This window comes from Clostridium homopropionicum DSM 5847, assembly GCF_001263795.1.
GTDB lineage: Bacteria > Bacillota > Clostridia > Clostridiales > Clostridiaceae > Clostridium_H > Clostridium_H homopropionicum.
Map to the genome: position 1 here is coordinate 1 of NZ_LHUR01000011.1, position 25,491 is coordinate 25,491.

At 29.9% G+C, this 25,491-nt stretch carries 22 protein-coding genes; all 22 read left to right on the forward strand.

The window, feature by feature from the left end:
* Nucleotides 1-146 precede the first annotated feature (146 nt).
* Nucleotides 147-719, forward strand: coding sequence for a hypothetical protein (locus CLHOM_RS02175; protein ID WP_052220044.1), 573 nt, complete (start codon nucleotides 147-149; stop codon nucleotides 717-719).
* Nucleotides 712-888, forward strand: a complete 177-nt coding sequence (locus CLHOM_RS18255) for a hypothetical protein (RefSeq protein WP_161803190.1) — start codon at nucleotides 712-714, stop codon at nucleotides 886-888. Before CLHOM_RS02175 ends, CLHOM_RS18255 begins: the two co-directional genes overlap by 8 nt.
* 102 nt (nucleotides 889-990) lie before the next feature.
* Nucleotides 991-2,634 carry a recombinase family protein gene (locus CLHOM_RS02180; RefSeq protein WP_052220045.1) on the forward strand — a complete coding sequence of 548 codons (1,644 nt, stop codon included), beginning with the start codon at nucleotides 991-993 and terminating at the stop codon, nucleotides 2,632-2,634.
* A 51-nt stretch (nucleotides 2,635-2,685) separates the two neighbouring features.
* Entirely contained in the window at nucleotides 2,686-3,576 is an 891-nt protein-coding gene (locus CLHOM_RS02185) for a YifB family Mg chelatase-like AAA ATPase (protein WP_082204341.1), read from the forward strand.
* A 42-nt stretch (nucleotides 3,577-3,618) separates the two neighbouring features.
* Nucleotides 3,619-4,698 carry a DNA-processing protein DprA gene (dprA, locus tag CLHOM_RS02190; protein ID WP_052220047.1) on the forward strand — a complete coding sequence of 360 codons (1,080 nt, stop codon included), beginning with the start codon at nucleotides 3,619-3,621 and terminating at the stop codon, nucleotides 4,696-4,698.
* 63 nt (nucleotides 4,699-4,761) lie between these two features.
* Entirely contained in the window at nucleotides 4,762-6,837 is a 2,076-nt protein-coding gene (topA, locus tag CLHOM_RS02195; RefSeq protein WP_052220048.1) for a type I DNA topoisomerase, read from the forward strand.
* Nucleotides 6,838-6,986: 149 nt separating this feature from the next.
* Nucleotides 6,987-7,766, forward strand: coding sequence for a GTP-sensing pleiotropic transcriptional regulator CodY (codY, locus tag CLHOM_RS02200; RefSeq protein ID WP_052220049.1), 780 nt, complete (start codon nucleotides 6,987-6,989; stop codon nucleotides 7,764-7,766).
* 220 nt (nucleotides 7,767-7,986) lie between these two features.
* Nucleotides 7,987-8,688, forward strand: coding sequence for a 30S ribosomal protein S2 (gene rpsB, locus CLHOM_RS02205; RefSeq protein WP_052220050.1), 702 nt, complete (start codon nucleotides 7,987-7,989; stop codon nucleotides 8,686-8,688).
* A 30-nt stretch (nucleotides 8,689-8,718) separates the two neighbouring features.
* Nucleotides 8,719-9,636 carry a translation elongation factor Ts gene (gene tsf, locus CLHOM_RS02210; RefSeq protein ID WP_052220051.1) on the forward strand — a complete coding sequence of 306 codons (918 nt, stop codon included), beginning with the start codon at nucleotides 8,719-8,721 and terminating at the stop codon, nucleotides 9,634-9,636.
* 112 nt (nucleotides 9,637-9,748) lie between these two features.
* Nucleotides 9,749-10,459 carry a UMP kinase gene (gene pyrH / locus CLHOM_RS02215; protein ID WP_052220052.1) on the forward strand — a complete coding sequence of 237 codons (711 nt, stop codon included), beginning with the start codon at nucleotides 9,749-9,751 and terminating at the stop codon, nucleotides 10,457-10,459.
* A 15-nt stretch (nucleotides 10,460-10,474) separates the two neighbouring features.
* Complete coding sequence (frr, locus tag CLHOM_RS02220; protein ID WP_052220053.1) at nucleotides 10,475-11,032, forward strand: ribosome recycling factor; 558 nt, start codon at nucleotides 10,475-10,477, stop codon at nucleotides 11,030-11,032.
* 74 nt (nucleotides 11,033-11,106) lie between these two features.
* Nucleotides 11,107-11,868, forward strand: a complete 762-nt coding sequence (locus tag CLHOM_RS02225) for an isoprenyl transferase (protein ID WP_052220054.1) — start codon at nucleotides 11,107-11,109, stop codon at nucleotides 11,866-11,868.
* 10 nt (nucleotides 11,869-11,878) lie between these two features.
* Complete coding sequence (locus tag CLHOM_RS02230; RefSeq protein ID WP_052220055.1) at nucleotides 11,879-12,679, forward strand: phosphatidate cytidylyltransferase; 801 nt, start codon at nucleotides 11,879-11,881, stop codon at nucleotides 12,677-12,679.
* 4 nt (nucleotides 12,680-12,683) lie between these two features.
* On the forward strand, nucleotides 12,684-13,682 hold the full coding sequence (locus CLHOM_RS02235; protein ID WP_052220056.1) for an AI-2E family transporter: 999 nt from the start codon (nucleotides 12,684-12,686) through the stop codon (nucleotides 13,680-13,682).
* 4 nt (nucleotides 13,683-13,686) lie between these two features.
* Nucleotides 13,687-14,853, forward strand: a complete 1,167-nt coding sequence (dxr, locus tag CLHOM_RS02240; protein ID WP_052220057.1) for a 1-deoxy-D-xylulose-5-phosphate reductoisomerase — start codon at nucleotides 13,687-13,689, stop codon at nucleotides 14,851-14,853.
* A 16-nt stretch (nucleotides 14,854-14,869) separates the two neighbouring features.
* Complete coding sequence (rseP, locus tag CLHOM_RS02245) at nucleotides 14,870-15,880, forward strand: RIP metalloprotease RseP (RefSeq protein ID WP_052220307.1); 1,011 nt, start codon at nucleotides 14,870-14,872, stop codon at nucleotides 15,878-15,880.
* Nucleotides 15,881-15,896: 16 nt separating this feature from the next.
* Nucleotides 15,897-16,946 carry a flavodoxin-dependent (E)-4-hydroxy-3-methylbut-2-enyl-diphosphate synthase gene (ispG, locus tag CLHOM_RS02250; protein WP_052220058.1) on the forward strand — a complete coding sequence of 350 codons (1,050 nt, stop codon included), beginning with the start codon at nucleotides 15,897-15,899 and terminating at the stop codon, nucleotides 16,944-16,946.
* Nucleotides 16,947-17,013: 67 nt separating this feature from the next.
* Nucleotides 17,014-21,339: a PolC-type DNA polymerase III gene (locus tag CLHOM_RS02255; RefSeq protein WP_052220059.1), complete on the forward strand. Its 4,326-nt coding sequence runs from the start codon at nucleotides 17,014-17,016 to the stop codon at nucleotides 21,337-21,339.
* Nucleotides 21,340-21,561: 222 nt separating this feature from the next.
* The gene (gene rimP / locus CLHOM_RS02260) at nucleotides 21,562-22,023 is read left to right on the forward strand and encodes a ribosome maturation factor RimP (protein WP_052220060.1); all 462 of its coding nucleotides are present in this window, start codon (nucleotides 21,562-21,564) and stop codon (nucleotides 22,021-22,023) included.
* 11 nt (nucleotides 22,024-22,034) lie between these two features.
* A complete protein-coding gene (nusA, locus tag CLHOM_RS02265) occupies nucleotides 22,035-23,081 on the forward strand; it encodes a transcription termination factor NusA (RefSeq protein WP_052220061.1) in 1,047 nt (348 codons plus the stop codon).
* A gap of 25 nt (nucleotides 23,082-23,106) precedes the next feature.
* Complete coding sequence (gene rnpM, locus CLHOM_RS02270; RefSeq protein WP_052220062.1) at nucleotides 23,107-23,388, forward strand: RNase P modulator RnpM; 282 nt, start codon at nucleotides 23,107-23,109, stop codon at nucleotides 23,386-23,388.
* Nucleotides 23,389-23,411: 23 nt separating this feature from the next.
* The gene (infB, locus tag CLHOM_RS02275) at nucleotides 23,412-25,487 is read left to right on the forward strand and encodes a translation initiation factor IF-2 (protein ID WP_052220063.1); all 2,076 of its coding nucleotides are present in this window, start codon (nucleotides 23,412-23,414) and stop codon (nucleotides 25,485-25,487) included.
* Nucleotides 25,488-25,491 lie beyond the last annotated feature (4 nt).

The window sequence follows — 25,491 nt, forward strand, 5'->3', positions numbered from 1 at the left end:
TTAAAAGAACAATTAGCTATATTAAGAGGTAAGCTATACTCCAATGTATAGCCATCCTCTATAAAGATATGTATTTAAAGTAAAAATGCGTTAGTGTAAGGGTTTAGAGGCTCTTATCACTAGATATAGAAAGGAGTGATTTTATAATGAGAAAAAAGAATAGTAAGGCATTAACAGAGCAACAGGCACAGGAGCAAATATTAAACATTATAAACCAACAAACACAGGAGAAAACCCAAGAAACAACCCCAGCAATTATACAGACAACCCCACAGCAAACGGAAGATAATAAGAAGGTACAATTACAAGAGCAAGCTCCAGAAAATGCGGCAGGCGGCAAAATAGTTGAAACTAAAAAGCCAGAAACTAATAAGAAAAAGCAAATTGAACCATCTATACAAAAGATGTTTGATAAAATGATTGCTTACATGGTGGACAAGGGTTGTAGTACAAAAGAAACTCCAGCTTATACAGGGCTTAAGTGCGGCAGACATAATATCGCCGAAATATATTTACAGAAAAAAGGCATAAGGCTTCATGTAAACAGCCAAAGCCTATCCGCTGAAAATATAGATTTATGCAAGGTTGTACCCGATACTTATGGCTGGACACTTGATTGTATTTACAAAGTAACCGACCAGCAAACCTATGATAAAGCGATTGAAATATTAGAACAGGGATTTGTATTTAGAAATAAAGGAATTGATATAAATGGATAAAACTAAAAAAAGATTTATGCAAACAAAAGATGAAATAAAAATAACATTTGTTCCCCAGTGCACAAAGTGCAAACATAATATAAATTATAATTCATGCCACATATTTAAAGAAAAGCCGATTTCATACATGAAAAATGAAAAAGAATGCCCTAAAAAGGAAGGTAGATAATGCCTTCCTCTTTACTTTATTTAGGATAAAAAGCTCAACTTTAATATTCAATAATTTTTACTATATATTAGGTAGGAAAATTTTAAAGGAGTGAAAAAACTTATGACACTTATAAAAGTAGCTTGTTATTGTAGAGTTTCAACAGATAGCAAAGACCAAGCCAATTCATTCGAGAACCAGCAAACATATTTTCTAAATGTGCTGGAACATAGTAAAGATTGTAAACTAATTAATATATATGCTGACCAAGGATTAACAGGTACAAAGTTAAGCAATAGACCAGAATTTAATAAAATGCTCGAAGATGCTGGAATTGATATTATAGAACAATTTACAAGCAAAGACCGAAGACTTAAGAAAAAACACATACTTTATGAAATTACAGAGCGACCTCCCATATTCAATGAAATATGGATTAAAAATACTTCGAGATTTGCACGAAATACTTTATCCTTTGAAATTATCAACCTTTTAAGAAATAAGGGTGTGCATATTAAATTTATAGAGCAAAACATTAATACAAAGGATATATCAAGTGATTTTCTACTAAAATTATTTCAATTATTTGATGAACAAGAAAGCCGAGATAAGTCTTCAAAGGTAAGTTTCGGGATAAGGGAAGGAGCAAGGAAAGGAACAATAAATGCAAATAGCCGCCTATATGGTTATAACTATATACAGGCAGAAAACAGACTTGAAATAATACCCAGCGAAGCGTCTGTAATTAAAACCATATATAAACTATATAGCCAAGGACAAGGCATAAGGAGAATTATAAATTACCTAAATGACAATACTATTATGACACGAGAGAAGAAACCATTTTGTAAAAGCACTATAAAGCGAATTTTAACTAATGAAAAATATGCAGGTATTAATGCTCGACTAAAATATGATACTGGCAAGGTATTTAATAAATATAGTTACCCACAAGTTAAGCCAAAAGACCAATGGATAATTCAAGAGAGTGATAAAATACCTTCTATTATAAGTAAGGAATTATTTTATTCAGTTCAAACAATGTTACAAAGTAAAGTTAATCATAAAAACCAAGTTGGAATATATAAAGGGATTACCGATTATGCAGGAATTATACTATGTGGTAAGTGTGGAAACCCCTATATAAGCAATATGGACAGGGGAAGGCGATTCTATAATTGTAAGACTAAAAAGTTGAAAGGAACTGGGGCTTGTAATAATAAAAATATTAGTGAAAATAAATTAAATACCTATATAACCAGTGAAAATTATAGACGAGCAATTTATAAATATAAGGTAATGTATAAATCAGTATTAGAGGACATGGTGTTACAACTACAACAGAGGATAAATACCAATAGTAATTTACAGGCTCAACAGTTAGGGCAGGAATTAAACAAGTACAAGGCACAGCAAAGCAAACTTTTAAACAGTTATTTAGAAAGTATTATAGATGAAAGCATTTTTAAGCAAGCGGCGGCAGAGCTTAAGAACAAGATTACAGAAACTGAATATAAAATTAAGGAACTAACAAAGCCAAACAATGAAATAATGAACGATATTGCATATATACAAAATACTATTAATGATATAGATAGCCTTGAAATAAAAGAGCAATATACAAGAGATGAAATAATTGCAGGTATTGAAAAGATTATAATTAGTGATGATAAAGTTAAAGTTTATTACAAGGTAGCGGCAAATATTAGGCAGTTAGTTAAAAAGCATGACCTTGAAAATTACTTTAATAAGTTATTAGGTGAATAAAATTAACCCCAGTGGACAATAATTCAGCTGGGGTTAAATAATACCTTGTTTATGTACTATAATACAATTATGTTTGGGCCACCGGGCTGTGGTAAAACAATGATAGCAAGAAGAATACCTTCTATTTTACCAAAGCTTAATTATAAGGAAGCCTTGGATGTAACAAAAATATATAGCATAAGTGATAAATTAGGCAGTGAAGGATTTATTACTGAAAGACCTTTTAGAAGTCCTCATCATTCTGCCTCCATAACTTCTCTTGTAGGCGGTGGAAGTAAGCTTACACCAGGAGAGGTTACTTTATCACATAATGGGGTGTTGTTTCTAGATGAAATTCTTGAGTTTGATAAAAAAACTTTAGATGCCTTAAGACAACCTCTTGAAGATAGATGTATTAAAATAAGTAAATATTCTGGCAGTGTAGATTATCCTGCTAACTTTATGCTTGTAGGGGCAATGAACCCATGTAAATGCGGTTATTACGGAAGTAATATTAGAGAATGTATATGTAATGATTATGAAAGGAAAAGATATTTAAATAAACTAACAAGACCAATATTAGATAGAATTGACTTATTTATAAATGTAAAAGGAGTATCATATAAAGAATTGAATGCTGGGAAGGGAGAAAAATCTAAACATATAAGAGCTAGAGTTGAGATGGCAAGAAAAATTCAAAAGGAGAGATTTAAAGAGGAGAGTATTTTTTGTAATGCAGAAATGAATGAAAGCCTTATTAAAAAATATTGTAAATTGAATAAAAGTGATAATGAATTTTTGGAGAAAGTGTATTATAAGTATGCATTAAGTAGAAGGAGTTATTCAAGAATACTAAAAATATCCAGGAGCATAGCTGATTTAAAAAATAAAAAGAATATTGAAAAGGAAGATTTAATTGAAGCATTAAACTATAGAAAATTCTTAGATACAAAAATAATTTAAAATTAAAATATGCAGTAGTATATCATAAGGAGAAATTATAGCATGAATGAATATGAAATTTGGTTTGCAATTTCAAAATTACCTTACAGTATTAAAAATAATTTAGTAAAACAGTTTGGAAACGTGGCTAGAATATGGCATCATACTATAAGCTATGAAAAACATAGCTTGATAAATGATAAAATAATATTAGCTTTAAAAGAAGCGTGGGATATGGAACTGATAAAATATATAAGTAAAAAAATTTTATCTGAAGGTATAAATACTGTTGTAATTACGGACGAAATGTATCCAAATAGGTTAAAAGAGTACGATGATTCACCATATATGCTTTTTTATAAGGGAGATATTACTAAATTGAATGATCCTTATAATATTTCTATAGTAGGATCAAGAACTTGCACAAGTTATGGGATTAATGTTACAAATATAATTTGTGAGCATATGAATAATAATAAAGTTAATATAATTAGTGGAATGGCTAGGGGAATAGATTCAATAGCTCATGAGAATTGTATAAAGAACAATTCTTATACCTGCGCCGTACTAGGTTCAGGAATTGATGTGGTATATCCAAAGGAAAATTATTCTTTATATAAAAATATAATAAAAAATGGCTGTGTTATATCTCAGTTTTTACCAGGAACAAAGCCATATGCATATAATTTTCCAATAAGAAATAAAATAATTAGTGCTTTAGGCGATGTTCTTATAGTTGTAGAAGCTAATGATAAAAGTGGATCTCTTATAACTGCTACATATGCAATAGAACAGGGAAAAGAAGTTTTAGCTGTTCCTGGAAACATATTTTCATCTCAAAGCAAAGGGACAAACAAATTAATAAAAGAAGGAGCTAATATTTTTACAAATATAGAACAAATTTTTGATATTTTACATATAAAAAATAACATACAAGAAACTAAATTTTCAAAATCTATGAAACCTTTAGAGAAAACAGTTTATGAGAAAATAGACAATACTCCTTTACATTTTGATGATATTTTAAGAGCAACAAAGATTGACATCAAACAATTATATGAGGTATTATTTGAATTGCAGTTAAAAGATGAAATAATGTGCATAAGTGGTAATTATTTTGTAAAAAACAACAAAAAAGTGTAAACTTATTAAATATAATATACAATGGCAATTTAATAAGACAAAACGTTAATCGGAGGGGATAATATGGGTCAAAAACTTGTTATAGTAGAATCTCCAGCTAAAGCAAAAACTATAGAAAAATATTTAGGCAAGAATTATATTGTAAGAGCTTCTATGGGCCATATAAGGGATTTACCAAAAAGTCAATTAGGTGTTGATACAGAAAATAATTATAATCCTAGATATATTACAATCCGTGGAAAAGGAGATTTGCTAAATAATCTTAGAAAAGAAGCTAAAAAGTGCGAACAAGTCTATCTAGCAACGGACCCTGATAGAGAAGGTGAGGCAATTTCTTGGCATCTTGCAGAAGCTTTGAAACTTGATGAGTCTGAAAAATGTAGAATAGAGTTTAATGAAATTACAAAAAATGCTGTTAAGGCTGCAATAAAAAGTCCTCGAATAATAAACATGAATTTAGTAGATGCACAACAAGCAAGAAGGGTATTAGATAGATTAGTTGGATATAAAATAAGTCCTATTTTATGGAGAAAGGTAAAATGGGGTTTAAGTGCTGGTAGAGTTCAATCTGTAGCTTTAAGATTAATTTGTGATAGAGAAGAAGAAATAAATAAATTTGAATCTAAAGAATATTGGACAATAGAGTGTGAACTAGAAACATCAGAAGATAAAAAAAACTTCTGGGTAAAACTATATAGCAAGGATAATAAAAAAATAGAAATAGAAAGTAAAGATGCGAGTGACAAAATTGAAAAGGAACTAAAGAAAAATAGGTTTATCGTTGAAGATATTAAAACTGCCACTAAACACCGTAAACCTCTTCCACCTTTTACAACTAGTACATTTCAACAGGATTCATATAAGAAATTAAATTTTTCAACAAAAAAATCTATGTCTATAGCTCAACAATTATACGAAGGTGTTGATGTAAAAGGGCATGGATCGATAGGATTAATAACTTATATGAGAACAGATTCTGTACGTATTTCTAAGGAAGCACAAGAAAGTGCTAAAAAATATGTTCTAGAAGCTTTCGGAGAGGATTATGCACCAAAAGAATTCCGAGATTTTAAAGGTAAAAAAAATATTCAGGATGCACATGAAGCTATTAGGCCGACTTATGTAGAACTATCACCTGAAAAAATAAAAGATAGCTTAAAGCCTGAACAGTATAAAGTATATAATCTTATTTGGAAAAGATTTCTTGCAAGTCAAATGTCTGATTGCATTATGAATACTATATCTGCCAATGTTATTAATGGACCATATCTCCTTAGAGCAGTTGGTTCTAATATAGTTTTTGATGGATTTATGAAAGTATATGATTACACCTTAGATGAAGATGAGGAAGCAACAAAAGTACCTAACCTGACAAAAGGCGAATTATTACAAAGTAAAAGTATTAAACCTATTCAGCATTTTACACAACCACCTGCAAGATTTTCTGAAGCTACTTTAGTTAAAACTTTAGAAGACAATGGAATAGGTAGACCAAGTACCTATGCCCCTATAGTATCTACATTAATTGATAGAAAGTATGTAGAAAGAGAGAAAAAGACATTAATTCCTACTGAGTTAGGCTTCATAGTAAATAACATTGTAAGTGAATACTTTACTAAAATTGTAGATGTTGAATTTACGGCTGAAATGGAAAATAAGCTAGATTTCATTGGAGAAGGAAAGGAAGATTGGAAAAAGGTTGTACATGAGTTTTATAATCCATTGATACATTATATAGAAATAGCTGAAAAAGAAATTTCTAAGGTTACAATTGAAGACAAACCTACAGATATTAAATGTGATAAATGTGGAAGATTTATGGTTATAAAACACGGAAGGTTTGGGGATTTCCTGGCATGTCCCGGATATCCTGAATGTAAAAATACTAAGCCTATGGTGGAAGAACTAGATGTTAGTTGCCCTAAATGTAACGGGAAAATATTATTAAGGAAAAGTAAAAAGGGTAGAAAATTTTATGGCTGCAGTAATTATCCAAATTGTGATTTTGCAAGTTGGTTTGAACCATCTGAAAAGAAGTGTCCAAAATGTGGTAACTTTATGGTAATAAAATTCAATAAGAAAAACGGAAAATTTTTAGAATGCTCGAACAAAGAATGTAAAACCATAATTCATGAATAAATAATATTACTGGAGAAATGATAAATATTAATTGAAATATTATTACTACTATGCTATGATTGTTGTAAGAAGTTAAAATTATTTAAATATTTAAAAAAAGATAACAATTTAAATGAAAAATTTTCAAAGTGTTTTAAAGGAGAGATACAATGGCTTCAGAATTATTAAAAAAGGTCAGAAGGATTAATAAAATACTTCAAAAAACAGGAGCTGAACCAGTTGTATTTGAGGACATATGTGGTTCACTTAGTGAAATTTTAGAATGTAACGTGTATCTTATTAATAAAAAAGGCAAAATTTTAGGTTATAGATTTTATAATGGACTAGAATGTGAAAGCATAAAAGAAAAAGTATTAAATGAAAAAAAATTTCCTGATAATTTCAATAATAAACTGCTCAGCATGGATGAAACCGTTTCTAATATTGAAAATGATGGGAAGTCTAGTTTTGATGATACAAAGCCGGCTGAAATTGAAGGAAAGTTATCTACTATTGTTCCAATTGTAGGCAACAGAGAAAGACTAGGAACCCTGTTTTTAACTAGATTTGACGAAAAATTTACAGATGAAGATTTGGTGTTAGCTGAGTATAGTGCCACAATTGTTGGTCTAGAAATTTTAAGATCTAAGAATGATGAATTAGAAGAAGAAGCACGTAGAAAAGCTGTAGTTCAATTAGCTATAGGAACTCTATCATATTCTGAGTTAGAAGCAGTTGAGCATGTATTTAATGAGCTGGATGGTAATGAAGGATTATTAGTAGCTTCTAAAATTGCTGATAAGGTAGGTATTACCCGTTCTGTTATAGTTAATGCATTAAGAAAGTTTGAAAGTGCAGGTGTGATTGAGTCTAGATCACTAGGAATGAAAGGCACTCATATAAAAATACTTAATGAAAAGCTTATTGATGAATTAAAAAAAATTAAATAGTAAATAATTATAAAGAATAGGTCAAAACCTATTCTTTTTTAGTGATTTCACCAGAAATTTAATAAGTTTTTAATAAATATTGTTGAACCACTAATATTCATGTGATATACTACATAAGGAAGAAAAACACACATTGTCTAATTTTATGAGATGGTGCCTTTTATTAAGGTTTAATCATAACAGGACAATGGAGGTAAAAACCAATTAGGAGGTAATATTAATGTCAGTAATTTCAATGAAACAATTATTAGAAGCTGGTGTTCATTTCGGACATCAAACAAGAAGATGGAACCCTAAAATGGCTCCATATATATTCACAGAAAGAAATGGGATCTACATCATCGATTTACAAAAAACAGTAAAGAAAGTTGAAGATGCTTATGATTTCATAAGAAGTGTTGCTTTAGATGGAAAAGATGTTCTTTTTGTAGGAACTAAAAAACAAGCACAAGAAGCTATTCAAGAAGAAAGTATTAGATCAGGCATGCACTTTGTAAATAATAGATGGTTAGGTGGAATGCTTACAAACTTTAAAACTATCAAAACAAGAATTAGCAGACTTGAAGAATTAGAAAACATGGAACAAGATGGAACATTTGAAGTTCTACCTAAAAAAGAAGTTATTAAATTAAGAGGCGAAAAAGAAAAATTAGAAAAAAATCTTGGTGGAATAAAAGAAATGAATGCTAGCAACATTGGTGCATTATTTGTAGTTGATCCAAGAAAAGAAAAGAACGCATTAGCTGAAGCAAAAACTTTAGGAATACCAGTTGTTGCTATAGTAGATACAAACTGTGATCCAGATGAAGTTGATTATGTAATACCAGGAAATGATGATGCTATTAGAGCTGTAAGATTAATTACTGCTAAAATAGCTGATGCAATAATAGAAGGAAGACAAGGTGAACAATTAGCTGAATAGCTTTAATATACTTGTTTAGGAGGGAAAAAAATGATTACTGCAAAAATGGTTAAAGATTTAAGAGAAAAAACTGGTGCAGGAATGATGGACTGTAAAAAAGCTTTAGCAGAATCTAATGGAGATGAAGAAAAAGCTATAGAATATTTAAGAGAAAAAGGATTAGCTGCTGCTGCTAAGAAATCAGGAAGAATAGCTGCAGAAGGTATTGTTACAACACAAATAAGTGAAGACAGCAAAACAGCTGTAATTTTAGAAGTAAACTGTGAAACTGACTTTGTTGCTATTAATGAAGCTTTTGTTGAATTTTCAAATGCTGTAGCTAAACAAATAGTAAACAGCAATGTGGCTACTGTAGAAGAATTATTAGAATCTAAATTTATAAATGATGAGAATCTTACTGTAAAAGATGCTTTAACAGCTTTAATTGCAAAGCTTGGTGAAAATATGAATATTAGAAGATTCGAAAAATTAGCTGTTGAAAATGGTGGAATAAGCAGTTATATCCATGGTGACGGCAAAATTGGAGTTTTAGTTCAATTAGATTGTGCTACTTCAAATAGTGAACTTTTAGCAGTTGCTAAGGATATTGCTATGCAAGTTGCTGCTACAAATCCATTATTTCTTGATGAAAACAATGTAGATCATGCAATGTTAGATAAAGAAAGAGAAATATATAGAGTTCAAGCTTTAAATGAAGGTAAGCCAGAAAAAATAGTTGATAAAATGGTAGAAGGCAGAATTCAAAAATATTTAAAAGAAGTTTGTTTAATTGATCAAGTTTGGGTAAAGAACTCTGATCTTACTATTAAACAATTATTAAATGAGAAATCAAAACAAATAGGTTCACCTATTACTCTTTCTAAGTTTGTAAGATTTGAAAGAGGAGAAGGTATTGAAAAGAAAGAAGAGAACTTTGCAGAAGAAGTTCAAAGACAGATTAAAAAATAGTGAATAAAAGTTAATAAAGAGAACACATAGTGTTCTCTTTTTTTAAGGCTGTGATGATAAATATGTTAAAAAAAGTATGTAATTTTAGGAATTCAGGAGGTATAATATTATTATGAATTCATCTAAGTATAAAAGAATAATGTTAAAATTATCAGGAGAAGCTTTAAGTGGAGAAGCTGGTTATGGTATTGACTTTAACGTTACAAAGAGAATTTCTGAAGAAATTAAGGAATTAGTAGACATGGGAATTGAAGTTGGCGCAGTTGTTGGTGGAGGAAATATATGGCGTGGTAGAAATGGTGAAGAGATGGATAGAACTACAGCTGACTATATGGGCATGCTAGCCACTTGCATAAACGCTTTAGCTTTACAAGATTCTCTAGAAAACATTGGTGTGGATACAAGAGTTCAAACTGCCATTGCTATGCACCAAGTTGCTGAGCCATATATAAGAAGAAGAGCAATGAGACATTTAGAGAAAAAAAGAGTAGTAATTTTTGCTGCTGGAACTGGAAATCCTTATTTTTCTACAGATACAACTGCAGCCTTAAGAGCAGCGGAAATAGAAGCTGATGCAATATTATTAGCAAAAAAGGTTGATGGAGTATACGATAAAGATCCAAATAAATATTCTGATGCTAAAAAATTTGATAAGCTTAGCTATATTGAAGTTTTAGAAAAGGGACTTCAGGTGATGGATTCTACAGCAACATCTTTATGTATGGATAATAACATTCCAATAGTGGTTTTTGGACTAGAAACTCCTAATAATATAAAAAGAGTTATTATGGGAGAAAAAATTGGTACTATAGTATCTAAATAAAAAGGAGGTAACCTAATGATTAAGGAAATTATTCAAAAGTCAGAAGAAAAAATGGATAAAACCATAAGCATATTGAAAAAAGAGCTTGCAACAATGAAAGCAGGAAAAGCAAATCCAACAATGCTTGACAGAATCAGTGTTGAATATTACGGCAGTGAAACACCTATTAATCAATTAGCAGGTATTTCCTCTCCAGAACCTAGGGTGTTACTTATTCAACCATGGGATAAAGCATCCTTAAAAAGCATTGAAAAAGCTATATTACAATCTGATTTAGGTATAAATCCTTCAAATGATGGAAATGTAATTAGACTTATTGTTCCTGAGTTAACAGAAGAAACCAGAAAACAAATTGTTAAGAAGGTTAAAAAGTCAGGAGAAGATGGAAAAGTAGCAATTAGATCTATAAGAAGAGATGCTAATGATAAAATTAAAAATCTCAAAAAAGAAAATGAAATTACTGAAGATGAAGCACAAAGCGCTGAAGAATCTATGCAAAAATTAACTGATAAGTTTATAAAGAAAATAGATGAAGTTGTAATAGAAAAAGAAAAAGAAGTAATGTCAGTATGATTACATACGCTTTTAAAATACCTGCGTTTACGCAGGTATTTTAAAAATATAACAATTGAATGGAGTAATAAGTTATGAAAAATATATTTGGTGTTAATACAGGTTCAGAAGACACAAATATTGAAATAGATTTAAATAATATTCCTAAGCATATAGCTATAATAATGGATGGTAATGGAAGATGGGCTAAACAGAAAAAGTTACCAAGAACCTTTGGTCATAAAGCTGGTGTTGAAGCTATAAGGGAAATAGTTAAGGAAAGTAGTAGATTAGGTGTTAAATATCTAACTTTATATGCTTTCTCTACAGAAAATTGGAAAAGACCTAAAGAAGAAGTAAATACTTTAATGAAGCTACTTGTTGAATATTTGAAAAAAGAGTTTAATGAGCTTAATGCTCAAAATGTTATTATCAGAAGCATAGGAGACATTTCTAAACTGCCAATAATTTGTCAAGAGCAGTTAATTGATGCCTATAATAATACTAAAAATAATAGTGGATTAGTACTAAATTTGGCTCTGAATTATGGCGGTAGAAGTGAAATAGTAAGTGCTTTAAAAAATATTTATAAAGAACTTCAAGAAGGTAAAATTTCTTTAGATGAAGTTAACGAAGATATAATAGAAAATTATTTATACACTAAAGGAATGCCTGATCCAGATATAATAATAAGAACTGCAGGAGAACAAAGGTTAAGCAACTTTCTCTTATGGCAATGTGCTTATTCAGAGTTCTGGTATACAAATGTAAAATGGCCTGATTTTAAAAAAGAACATTTGAATATGGCTATTTATGATTATCAAAATAGAGATAGACGCTATGGCGGTATAAAATAGGAGAGAAAGTATGGATAAACGTTATTTGGGAGCAGTAATCTTGTCACCTCTTATTATAGTATTATTTATTGGTGGCATTTATTTAAAAGTGCTAGTTGCAATTGTTTCCCTCCTTGGGATTTATGAATTTTTTAATATTATGAAAATAAAAGATTACAAACCTTTGACAGCTATTGCTATAGTATTGACTTTGTTTTATTACCTTTTACTGATTTTTAATAATTCTAGCTTAAATAATATTTTTTTAATTTTAGCATTCTCATTATTTATAATGCTTAGTATACCAGTACTAAATGATAAATATAATTTCATAGATGTAGCTATAACCTTGTTAGGATTTTTTTATGTATCAGTATTTTTTAGTTTCATTGTTTTAGTTAGTGAAAAAGATTTTGGAAAATATATAGTATGGACAATATTTATTTCTGCATGGATGTGCGATACTGTTGCATATTACTCTGGAAAGTTTTTTGGGAAGAATAAACTATGTCCTAAAGTTAGTCCTAAAAAAACCATAGAAGGATCTATAGGAGGATTAATTGGAAGCACTGTTGGCTGCATGGGTTTTGGTATTTTCATCAATCATATAGGAGTATCTATTCCATTATTTAATTTTATTTTAATTGGCTTTATTAGCGGTATATTTAGCCAGATGGGTGATTTAGTTGCCTCTTCAATTAAACGATTTATTGGAGTAAAAGATTATAGTAATTTAATTCCAGGACATGGAGGAATATTAGATAGATTTGATAGCATACTTTTCTCATCAGTTGTAGTATATTATTATGTAACAATAATAATGGGGATGTAGTTTTTTGATAAAAATAAATCATTTATATTTAAAGCTGTATAAATCTTTTATTTTATTAGTGATATTTGTTTTAGTAAGTTTGTTGATTAAGCATTATTTTACTGCCTTTTTTATTATTTTTTTTATGTACTTTCTCAGCAAACCTGTTTATGAATTTCTTTCAAAGATAAAAATATTTAATAAAAATCTCAATGCAGTAATAAGCTTAGTAATAATTAATTTAATTATTTTTTTTATAATTTTCTATATTGGCAAAATTTTTATTAATGAAGCATATTTTTTATTTAAGAAAAATTATACCAATTTTATTCAAGGTATGGAGAATGCTATTCAAGTAATATATAATTTTTTCAATATAGATTTATTTGACTTAAATAATAAAATTAAAAACTTTTATTTAACTTTATCTTATGAAAGTTTTATAAAAAAAGGTGCTGTTTATACTACTGAGAGTATTCTAGACTATTTTATTAGCAATATAGCAGTATACTTTATTTTAGTAGATAAGTATGTTATATTGAATTCGATTCTGAAAATAATTTCTGATAATAAACTAAAGCGTATAAATGAAAAGATAGATGAAATAAATAAATATTTAAAAATACAATTAATAATTATAATATTGACAACTTTAGTTACTTTTTTAGGGTTTATATCACTAAATATTAAAAGCTCACTTCAGCTAGCTATATTTTGTGGCGTTTTAGATTTAGTCCCTTATATAGGAACAATTGTTATATTCGTTCCACTGATAATTTATAAATTTATTACTAACAATAAAATCATTGCATTCGGCATAATTATTTTATACATATTAATACAAATAGTTAGGCAGATTGCTGAAGCAAAATTTGTTAGCAATAAACTAAATGTTCATCCTTTAGCAATGCTATTAGGAACATATGTAGGTGTAAAGATTTTGGGTATAGTTGGCTTATTTACAACACCTTTATACATTTTAGTAACTAAAGAAATATTATTTTCAACATATGATAGGAGTTAAGGTTATGAAAAAAATATGTATTCTTGGGGCTACAGGCTCTATTGGGGAACAAACTTTAGAGGTTATAAGGGGACAAAAGGATGATTTTAAATTAATTTCTTTCTCATCACATAAAAATTACGAAAAAACAATTAGAATAATTAAAGAATTTAACCCTAAATATGTAGCTATAACAGATCATGATAACTTTAAAAAGGTCATAGAATATTGTAAAGAAAATTCACTGGAAATTGAATTATTAGAAGGAGTAAATGGATTAACCACTATATCAACTTTAGATGAAATTGAAATAGTGGTAACAGCTGTTGTTGGAATGATAGGACTTGTACCAACCTTAGAGGCAATAAAAGCAGGAAAGGATATTGCTTTAGCAAATAAAGAAACTCTTGTTACTGGAGGAGAACTTGTAATAAATGCTGCTGAAAAATATGGAATTAAAATTTTGCCAGTAGATTCAGAGCATGGTGCAATTTTTCAATGTATACAAGGTAATGAAATGAGCAATATTAATAAAATCTTATTAACTGCTTCTGGAGGCCCTTTTAGAGGTAAAAATAAATCTCACTTGCTGCAGGTTACTCCTAAGGAAGCTATAAGCCATCCAAAATGGAATATGGGTAAAAAAATATCTGTTGACTCATCTACTTTAGTAAATAAAGGCTTAGAAGTTATAGAAGCTCATTGGTTATTTAATATTGAGTATAAAAATATAGAAGTTGTAATACATCCAGAGAGTATTATTCACTCTATGGTTGAATACAAGGATGGAAGTGTTCTAGCACAGCTTTCAAATCCAGATATGAAGTTGCCAATTCAATATGCATTAAATTATCCTAAAAGAGGTAATTTAATAATAAATCAGCTGGATCTATTTAAGGTAAGTAAACTTACTTTTGAAAAACCTGATTTAAAAACCTTTGAAGGATTGAAGCTTGCTTATGATGCTGGTATATCAGGTGGAATTATGCCAACAGTATATAATGTAGCAAACGAAGTATCTGTGAATTTGTTTTTAAACAATAAGATAAAATATCTAGAAATAGTAGATATAATTAAAGATTGTCTAAGTGCTTTTAAAAATGAGCCGATTACTAGTGTTGAAACTATTCTCGAGGCAGAAACAAATGTAAAAAAATATATTGAAGCTAAGAGAAATCTAAGGGAGGTATAGATTATTGCCTATTATAATGAATATTATTTTTGTAATTATGTCCTTTAGTATTTTGGTAATTATCCATGAACTAGGACATTTCTGTATGGCTAAGTTTAATGATGTGAAGGTTTTGGAGTTTGCTATAGGAATGGGACCTAAAATATTTAGTATTAATGGAAAAGAAACTACTTATTCTATTAGGGCAGTTCCTATTGGGGGATATGTTAGAATGCTTGGGGAAGAGGGAGAAACTACAGATATAAGAGCATTTTCCAATAAATCACCCTTAAGAAGATTAAGTATTGTTGCAGCTGGTCCAATAATGAATTTTATTTTAGCTATTGTGTTGTTTTCAATAGTTAGTTCATTAAAAGGGTATCTAATACCAATAGTAAGCAAAGTTGTTCCTGAAAGTCCAGCTATGGTTTCAGGAATTAAACCTGGAGATAAAATTCTTCAAGTTAATAATTCTAAGATTAAAACTTGGGAAGACTTTGTTACACAAGTTAATATATCAAAGGGAAATTCTTTAAATGTAATTTTAGAAAGAGATAATGAGAAAAAATCCTTAGTCATTACTCCTAAAAAGGATGAAAAGGATGGAACATATAAAGTTGGTGTATATTCTACATTTATTGAGAAGCCAACAGTATTTCAATCTGTTGCTTATGGATTAGATGAAACTGGATCAACTATAAAACAAACTATCTTGTCTTTAGGTATGATATTTAAAGGAGAAGCTAGTAAGAATGATATTGGTGGGCCAGTAACAATAATGAGGGTTACATGGGAAGTATCTAAGGCAGGCTTGATAAATCTCATCGCTTTTTCAGCTTTTATTAGTATACAACTTGGTATATTTAATCTATTGCCATTCCCAGCCCTTGATGGATTTTGGATATTCGTATCTCTATATCAAATTATTACGCGAAAAGAAGTGGATAAAAATAAAATTGGGGTAATAAATACAATCGGCTTTGCATTGCTATTACTGTTAATGGTTTTAGTTACAATTAAAGACGTATTGTATCCAATTAAATTATAAAAATTAGGTGAAGTTTATGGAAAGAAAAAAAACAAAAAAAATAAAAGTGGGTAATATTTACATCGGAGGAGACTCTAAAATAACTATTCAATCTATGAATAACACTGATACTAGAGATATTCAAGGAACAATTAAGCAAATACTTGCTTTTGAAAATGCTGGTTGTGATATAACCCGTTGTGCTGTTCCAGATTTAGAGGCTGCTGAAGCTATAAAGAAAATTGTAAAAAATATTAATATTCCTTTAGTAGCTGATATACACTTTGATTATAAGCTAGCACTTAAATCTATTGAAAATGGTGTATCTGCTTTAAGAATAAATCCTGGTAATATTGGGGGAGAAACTAGAGTTAATGCTGTAGCAAGAGCTGCAAAGGGAAAAAATATTCCAATTAGAGTAGGTGTTAATTCTGGTTCAGTTGAAAAAGAGCTACTAGAAAAATACGGAGGAGTATGTCCAGAGGCGCTAGTAGAAAGTGCTCTTAAGCATGTGAATTTATTAGAAAAAGCAAACTTTTATGATATAGTAATTTCTATTAAATCCTCAAATGTTATTCAAATGATAGAAAGCTATAGAATGATTTCTTCAAAGGTTGAATATCCTCTACATATTGGAGTTACTGAAGCTGGAACCCCATGGAGAGGCACAATTAAATCTAGTATAGGAATTGGTGCACTTCTAGCAGAAGGCATTGGTGACACTATAAGAGTTTCTCTAACTGGAGATCCTCTAGAAGAAATTAGAGTTGGAAAACAAATTCTAAAATCTCTTGGATACAGAAATGAGGGAATAGAATTTATTTCTTGTCCTACTTGTGGAAGAACAAAAGTGAATTTAATAGATCTTGCAAATAAAATAGAAGAAAAGTTGGGAAATTGTAATAAAAATATTAAGGTTGCAATAATGGGCTGTGTAGTAAATGGTCCTGGTGAAGCTAGAGAAGCTGACATTGGTGTTGCAGGAGGAAATGGAGAATTTTTGATATTTAAAAAAGGTAAAATTCTTAGAAAAACAAAAGAAGAAAATTTAATTGATGAATTAATAAATGAAATAAGTAAAATGTAGGCTATGAATTTCATAGCCTTTTGTTTAAGAATTTTTATACTTTTAAGGATGAATAGGAGGAGCTTCAATGAATTTAAGTTTAGTTCAAGTATTAAACGATGAGTTAGGCTCTAATGGAGTAATAATAGAAGAAGGAATTGAGATAATTAAAGTTCAATATTTAAGTAAAAGCAATAAACTTAAAGTTGTGATAAAATCTGTTTCAGAATTAGATTCGGATTGTAAAAAAAATATTGAAAGACTTATCCTAAAAAAGTTAATTTATTTTGAAAATATTGATCTAATTTGCTATAGAAAGATGTTAAATGTAAATCTAGAGCAGATTGTTAAGGAACACTGGATTGAAGTTGTGGAAAATATATCTATTAATGTTCCTTTAAGTAAGCAGTTGCTAGCAAAATCTCATAGAAAGATTAATAATGGAATTATAGAAATTAGCTTAAATAATGAATTTACCTGTAAACTCTTAAAAAACAAAAATATAGAAAAAATAATTAGCCATACAATTAAAGATATGTTCGGAGTTAAGTATAATGTATCAGTTAATTATAATGAAGAAATTGCCTGTGAAAGTTATTTCTTGGATAAGGATAAAGAAGAAAAAAATATAATAAAATCAGTTTTAGAAAACAAACCTGCTGCAAATAGTATTAAGGAGGATAAAACCGAGAAAAAACCAAAAAGCATTAAAACTGGTGAAAAAGAATTTACATATAATAAGCAAGCTAAAAATCCAAATAGTATATTTGGAAGAGATGCTTCTGGAGACATAACACCTATGGCAGACATTGATGATACTGCGGGAATGGTAACAATTTGTGGAGATATATTCAAAATAAATATTATTGAAACAAAATCAGGTAGAAAAATAGTTACATTCTATATAACTGATTATACAAGTTCTATTACAGTAAAATGTTTTCCTAAGCCAAAGGAAACTGATGAACTTATTGAAAATCTTAAAGTCGGATTATATTGTAAGGTACGTGGAGAAGCTGTATTAGATACTTATGCTAAGGAATTAGTTATAATGGCTAGAGATATTGTAAAAACTACTAAAATAGATAGAATGGATACAGCTGAAGAGAAGAGAGTAGAACTTCACTTACATACTCAAATGAGTTCAATGGACGGTATGACTTCAGCATCAGCATTAATTGAAAGGGCATCAAAATGGGGGCATAGTGCTATAGCAATTACTGATCACGGAGTAGCTCAAGCTTTTCCGGAAGCAATGGATGCTGGGAAAAAGCATAAAATTAAAGTTATTTACGGAGTAGAAGCATACTTGGTGAATGATGGAATACCCATCGCTACCAATGTTACTGAGCAATCTATTGATGATACCTTTGTAGTTTTCGACTTAGAAACCACAGGATTTTCAAGTGCTAATGACAAAATTATTGAAATAGGAGCAGTTAAGATTAGTCGTGGAGAAGTCATTGATAAATTTAGTTATTTTGTTAATCCTAAGATGAATATTCCTTATAAGATTACTGAACTTACAGGAATAACTACAGATATGGTAAGAGAGGCAAAAACAATTGATGAGGTTCTACCTAAATTTATTGATTTTTGTAAAGGAACTATACTTGTAGCTCACAATGCGGCTTTTGATACGTCATTTATTAGAAAGAATTGTAAGGATCTAAATATTGCTTATGAATTTCCTGTTATGGATACTATTCCTTTAGCTAAATACTTATTTCCAGAGTTAAGTAAATACAAATTGAATGTTATAGCAAAGCATTTAGGCGTATCTCTTGAAAATCATCATAGAGCAGTAGATGATGCAAAAGCTACAGCCGATATACTACTTAAATGTTTTGAGCTATTAAGAGAAAGAAAGATACTAACATTAAAGGATTTAAATAAGGAGTATCTAAGTAAACAAGATATAAAAAAATTACCTACTTATCATCTTATTATCTTAGCTAAAGATATGATAGGCTTAAAGAATTTATATAAATTAATATCTTTTTCTAATTTAGATTATTTTTATAGGAAGCCTAGAATGCCTAAAAGCTTAATTGAACAATATAGAGAAGGATTAATTATAGGCTCAGCTTGTGAAGCTGGAGAAGTGTATAAGGCTGTTTTAGAAGGTAAGAGTGAAGAAGATTTAAATAACTTAATTAAATTTTATGATTATCTAGAAATTCAACCTTTATCAAATAATGAGTTCTTAATTCATAACGGAAATGTGAAGAATAATGAACAATTGATGGAAATTAATAAGTTTATATATGATCTAGGTAAGGAAAATAACATGCCTGTTATTGCAACCGGTGATGTTCATTTTCTCGATGAAAAGGATAAGAAATTTAGAGAAATTTTAATGCAGGCACAAGGGTTTAGTGATGCGAAGAATCAACCACCGCTTTTTTTTAAAACTACAAATGAAATGTTGAATGAATTTAAATATCTTGGGGAAGAAGCTGCAATGGAAGTTGTAGTTTATAATACTCAAAAGATAGCAGAACAGGTTGAAAATATCAAGCCTATTCCTGATGAAACCTTTCCTCCAAAAATTGAGGGAGCAGATGAGGAAATAAGACAAATGACACTGGGTAAAGCATATAGCATTTATGGTAATCCATTACCTGAAATTGTTAAGAAAAGACTTGAAAAAGAGCTAAATTCAATAATTAGCAATGGGTATGCAGTTTTGTATTTAATAGCACAAAAATTAGTAGCAAAGTCTCTGGCTGATGGTTATTTAGTTGGTTCAAGAGGTTCCGTTGGATCTTCTTTAGTTGCAACAATGTGTAACATTACTGAAGTTAACGGACTTCCTCCTCATTATGTTTGTCCTAATTGTAAGCATAGCGAATTTTTTACTGATGGTTCAGTTTCATCTGGGGCTGATTTACCTAACAAATCTTGCCCAGAATGTGGTGCAGAATATATAAGAGATGGTCATGATATTCCATTTGAAACATTCTTAGGATTCGATGGAGATAAGGAACCTGATATCGATTTGAACTTTTCTGGGGATAACCAAGCTGATATACATAGATATACAGAAGTTCTTTTTGGAAAAGGGCATACCTTTAGAGCTGGTACGATTGGTACAATTGCTGATAAGACAGCTTATGGATTTGTAAAAAAATATATTGACGAAAATAATATGATAGTAACACAAGCTGAAATTGAAAGGCTTACTCAAGGATGTACTGGAGTAAAAAGAACTTCTGGACAGCATCCAGGTGGAATAATGGTAGTTCCTAGTGATAATGAAATTTTTAATTTTTGTCCAATACAGCATCCAGCAGACGATAACGATACAGACATTATTACAACTCATTTTGATTATCATTCCATTAGTGGAAGACTTCTAAAGCTTGATATACTAGGTCATGACGATCCTACTGTACTTAGAATGTTAAAGGATATAACAGGTATAGAACCAACTAAGCTTCCCTTAGGAGATGAAAATGTTATTAGTTTATTTACTTCTCCAGATGCCCTTGGCGTATCTGCAGATGAATTAGGTTGTCCTGTAGGCAGCTATGGTTTACCTGAATTTGGAACAAAGTTTGTTAGGCAAATGCTTGTAGATACCCAGCCAAAAACTTTTTCTGATTTAGTTAGAATATCTGGATTATCTCATGGTACAGATGTTTGGCTTAACAATGCTCAATATTATATAAAAGAAGGATATACAACACTTAAAGATTGTATTGCTACCAGAGATGATATCATGGTGTATCTAATTTACAGAGGGCTTCCACCAAAAGAAGCTTTTACTATAATGGAAAAAGTAAGAAAAGGTAAAGGCTTATCAGAAGAAAATGAAAAATTAATGAGGGATAATCAAGTTCCTGAATGGTATATTGAATCTTGCAAAAAAATAAAATACATGTTCCCTAAAGGGCATGCTGTAGCATATGTAATGATGGCAGTGAGAATAGCTTATTATAAGGTATATTACCCACAAGCTTATTATGCAGTATATTTTACTGTAAGAGGTATAGATGATTTTGATGCAGAATTAATTGTTAAGGGCCAGGAAGCTATCAAAATGAAAATGGATGAGATAAATTCAATGGGTAATAATGCAACTCAAAAAGACAAAGGACTACTTACTAACTTAGAAATTGCATATGAAATGTATAAAAGAGGTATAAAATTTTTAAAAGTGGATATATATAAATCTGATGCTACAAAATTTATTATCGAGGGAAATGATTTAAGACCTCCACTAAGTTCTCTAATTGGAGTTGGGGCAAATGCTGCTAAAAGTATTTGCGAAGTAAGAAAAAGTGATGGATTTATTTCAAAGGAAGATTTAAGAGTAAGGACAAAAGTTTCTAAAACTGTAATTGAAGCATTAGATGAACACGGATGTTTAGAAGGATTACCTGATACTAATCAGTTATCATTATTTTGATTAAAATCCATATGCGTTAATTCTTTTTCCATTTTTACTTGAAATAACTTTTTTAGTGTGCTAAAATAAAAAGGAATGATTTGCAGATATATTTTAGCTAAAGAGTGGGTTTGAAGCCCACTCTTTATATTTGTGAAAACGCAACTATTTTGTTGCGTTTTTCGTTAATGTATGACTATTTATAATTAAATTGAGAAAAATAATAAGTAAGGAGGGGTAGATATGCAAAATAATATAATTGTTGATAGACTGACTGAGTTAATTGAACCTATAGTATTAAGTTTAAATTATGAGCTATACTATTTAGAATATATTAAAGAGCAAAATGAATATTATCTTAGAGCGTATATAGATAAACCCGAGGGAATATCTTTAGAAGACTGTGAAAAAGTAAGTAGAAAAATAAGCGAAATGCTTGATGAAAAAGATCCTATTAGTGATGCTTATTACTTGGAAGTATCATCACCAGGAATCGAAAGAATTCTATATAACGATAAACATTTAAAAAAATATTTAAATAACGCTGTTATTGTTAAACTGGCGAAGCTAGTTAATGGGAAAAGAGTTTACGAAGGTAATTTACTAAGCTTTGATGAGAATTCAGTGAGTATAGAAACAGAAGGATTAAATTTAATTATTGAAAGAAATAAAATTAAAAAGATCATTTTAAAAGGGGAGTTTTAGGAGGTCTTACTATGAATGCAGAGTTTATAGAAGCATTAAAAGAAATTGTAAAAGAAAAAGGTATAAGTGAAGATTTACTTTTTGATACTGTTGAGGATGCATTAGTATCGGCCTATAAAAAGAATTACGCAAAGGTAGGCGGAAATCTTCAAAATGTTAAGGTTACCATCAATAGGGAAAACGGAGAATTACACGTTTATACACAGAGAAAAGTTGTTGAAGAACCTACTAATATAAATGAAATTTCGCTTGAAGAAGCTAGAAGAGTTAATCCAAAATATCAGCTAGAGGATACTGTTGATTTAGAAGCTACTCCAAAAAGTTTTGGAAGAATAGCGGCACAGACTGCTAAACAAGTTGTTATTCAAAGAATAAAGGAAGCTGAAAGAAAAGTAATATATAATGAATTTATATCTAAAGAATATGATATAATTACAGGTACTGTTATAAGAAAAGATAAAGGAAACGTATTTGTAGATTTAGAAAAAATTGAAGCAGTTCTAGGTCCAAATGAACAAATGCCAGGCGAAGAGTACAACTTTAATGATAAGCTAAAACTATATATAGTAGAAGTTAAAAACACCACAAAAGGTCCTCAAATTGTTGTTTCAAGAACTCATCCTGGACTTGTAAAAAGATTATTTGAATTAGAAGTACCTGAAATTTATACAGGGATAGTCGAAATAAAGAGTATTGCTAGAGAAGCTGGGTCTAGATCTAAAATAGCAGTTCATTCTAATGATGAAACTGTAGATGCAACAGGAGCTTGCGTTGGGCCAAAAGGAATGAGAGTGCAAAATATTGTAACAGAGCTTAAAAATGAAAAAATTGATATAATTAAATGGGATAAGTTACCTGAAAAATACATAGCAAATGCACTAAGTCCTGCTAAGGTACTAGATGTAGAAATAGATGAACAAAATAAGGTAGCTAAAATTGTAGTTGAAGATAATCAATTATCTCTTGCTATAGGTAAAGAAGGCCAGAATGTAAGATTGGCAGCAAAATTAACAGGATGGAAAATAGATATTAAAACCCAATCTCAGGTTGCACAATAGTTTCTTTGTAAAGGTGGTAGTATTTATGAAGGTAAGAAAAGTACCTCAAAGAATGTGTACTGGTTGCTCTGAAATGAAACCTAAAAAAGAATTAATTAGGGTCGTTAAAAATAATGAGGATTTAATTTCTATGGATTTAACAGGTAAAAAACCAGGCAGAGGAGCATATATTTGCAAAAACATAAAATGCCTTGAGCAAGCTTTTAAAACTAAGCGCCTTGAAAAAAACCTAGGAGTTAAAATTGATGATGAAATATATAATAACCTAAGGGATGAGATAACTAATAGTGATTGTAAAGTATTATAAGAAAATAAACGGGGGTGAATGTTTTGGCTAAGACAAGAGTATATGAATTAGCAAAAGAACTAAACATTTCTAGCAAAGAATTGATCGACATTCTCGCAAGTGAATTTAGTATTAAAGTAAAAAATCATATGAGTGTTTTAGATGAAGAAGATGCAGAGTTAATTAAAGAAATTTTTGTTGAAAATGAAGAAAGTGATGTAGTTGAATCTTCTAAAAATGCCAAGAAAAGCATTGTAGATGAGTACGAAGAAGAAATTGATAATTCAATAAAGGTAAAAAATAAGAAAAAAAATAACAAGAAGCAATCTGAAGAAGAGAATAATAAGGAAGAAATTAATGAAGAAGTAGTTATAGAAATGAAAGATACTATAACTGTTAAAGAATTAGCAGATAAGCTGAATAAACCTATAACAGAAGTAATAAAGCAACTTATGTTTATGGGAATAATGGCTGCAATTAATCAAGAAATTGATTTTAATACTGCAGAAAAATTGGCTGAAAAGTTCAATGCCGTTGCAATTCAAAAGGATAAAGAAACTTCACTAGAATCTGATGAAACTGAAGATGCTTCTGAAAATGAATCTTATGTAAAAAGACCTCCAGTTGTAACTATTATGGGTCACGTTGACCACGGTAAAACTTCTATTTTAGATGCTATAAAAAAATCAAAAGTTACTTCTACTGAAGCTGGCGGTATAACACAACATATTGGTGCTTATACTGTTGAAATTAACGGTGAAAAGATTACATTTTTAGATACGCCTGGGCATGAAGCATTTACTACAATGAGATCTAGAGGTGCTCAAATTACTGATATAGTAATACTTGTTGTTGCAGCTGATGATGGAATAATGCCTCAAACTGTTGAAGCTATAAACCACTGTAAGGCTGCAGATGTACCTATTATTGTTGCAATAAATAAGATTGATAAGCCTGGAGCTAATATTGATAAGGTTAAACAAGAATTAACTGAATACAATCTTTTAGCAGAAGATTGGGGTGGAAACATAATTACAGTTCCTGTATCTGCCCATACAAAAGAAGGCCTTGATACTTTATTAGAAATGATATTATTGACTGCCGAAATGGAAGAATTAATAGCAGATCCTACTAGAAAGGCAAAAGGAACTGTTATTGAAGCTCAACTAGATAAAGGAAGGGGACCTGTTGCTTCATTATTAGTACAAAACGGTACTCTTAATGTGGGGGATTCAATAATTGTGGGTTCTACCTATGGAAGAATAAGAGCTATGTTTGATGACAAGGGCAACAAAATTAATTCAGCTGGGCCATCAATACCAGTTGAAATATTAGGCCTTTCTGAAGTTCCAGATGCAGGTGACAGATTTAATGTTGTTAAAGACGAAAAAACTGCAAGAAATATGGCTGAAGCTAGAAAAGCTAAGTTAAGAGAAGAAAGAATTGTATCAACAAACAGAGTATCATTAGAAGATTTATATAGCCAAATACAAGAAGGTAAAGTTAAAGAATTAGATGTTATTGTTAAAGCAGATGTTCAAGGTTCTGTGGAAGCAGTAAGCCAATCTTTAGAAAAATTATCTAACGATTCAGTAAAAGTTAGAGTAATTCATGGTGCTGTAGGTGCTATAACTGAGACAGATGTTACCTTAGCAACTGCATCAAATGCAATAATTATTGGATTTAATGTAAGACCATCAAGTACTGCATCAACCTTAGCCGAAAAGGAAGGCGTAAATATTAGAACTTATAGGGTTATTTACGATGCAATTGATGATGTTAAATCTGCAATGGTAGGAATGCTTGACCCTGAATATAAAGAAGTTGTTTTAGGAACTGCAGAAGTTAGAGTTACCTATAAAATTTCCAATGTTGGTACAATAGCTGGTTGCTATGTTTTAAATGGAAAAATTACTAGAAACAGCAGTATAAGAGTTGTAAGAGATGGAATAGTAATATTTGAATCAGAAATTTCATCTTTAAAGAGATTTAAAGATGATGTAAAAGAAGTAGCTGCTGGTTATGAATGTGGTATTACTATTGAAAAATTTAATGATGTTAAAGAAGGAGATCAGTTTGAGGCTTTTATAATGGAAGAAATAAAGCCAAAAACTATGTAATGCA